At 39.3% G+C, this 544-nt stretch carries 1 protein-coding gene; it reads right to left on the bottom strand.

Features of this window, described 5'->3' with window-relative positions:
- A partial coding sequence (locus tag QL982_RS14515; protein WP_290190457.1) for an IS630 family transposase occupies positions 1 to 544 on the bottom strand: 544 nt, incomplete at both ends.

Genomic DNA, 544 nt, shown 5'->3' with positions numbered 1-544 from the left:
ATCCACAATAAAACTAGTACAACCCATATCATAGAACAGTTTAGGTAAATTATTCTCCATCCAGCCTTGTCGTAGAAACTTAGCCTGTGCCCATTTTTTCTCAATAGGGTTCAGATCAGGGCTATAAGGCGGTAGAAACAACAAGCGATGACCATGTCTATTCAACAGTCTTTGCACTCGTTTGTGAAAACTTGCGTTATCCATAACGATAATACATTTGGTTTTAAGGCTCGGTATTAGCGTATCTTTGCACCAGTTGTAGAATATATCGCCATTAATATTTTTACTAAAGTAATCTAGCGCAAACAGTGTCTTTTCGTACAAAGCACCAATGACGTTGGTTCGTTTTCTACCTTGCCAGTTATAGCGATCGATGCAAGGTGTTCCAATAGGTGCATAGCCATATGAACGAATGGTTTCAGACTCAAAGCCGCTTTCATCCATGTATACAATAGCAAGGCCTTGAACCATGTATTCGTTAAGTTTTCTTAGATAGTTAGCTCTCTTTAGGGGGCAAGCTTTTGGATGCTCCAAGGTCTTTTTT

It is taken from the genome of Psychrobacter sp. 5A.1, assembly GCF_030407455.1.
Classification (GTDB): Bacteria; Pseudomonadota; Gammaproteobacteria; order Pseudomonadales; family Moraxellaceae; genus Psychrobacter.
This window is presented reverse-complemented; position numbering and strand designations above follow the sequence as displayed.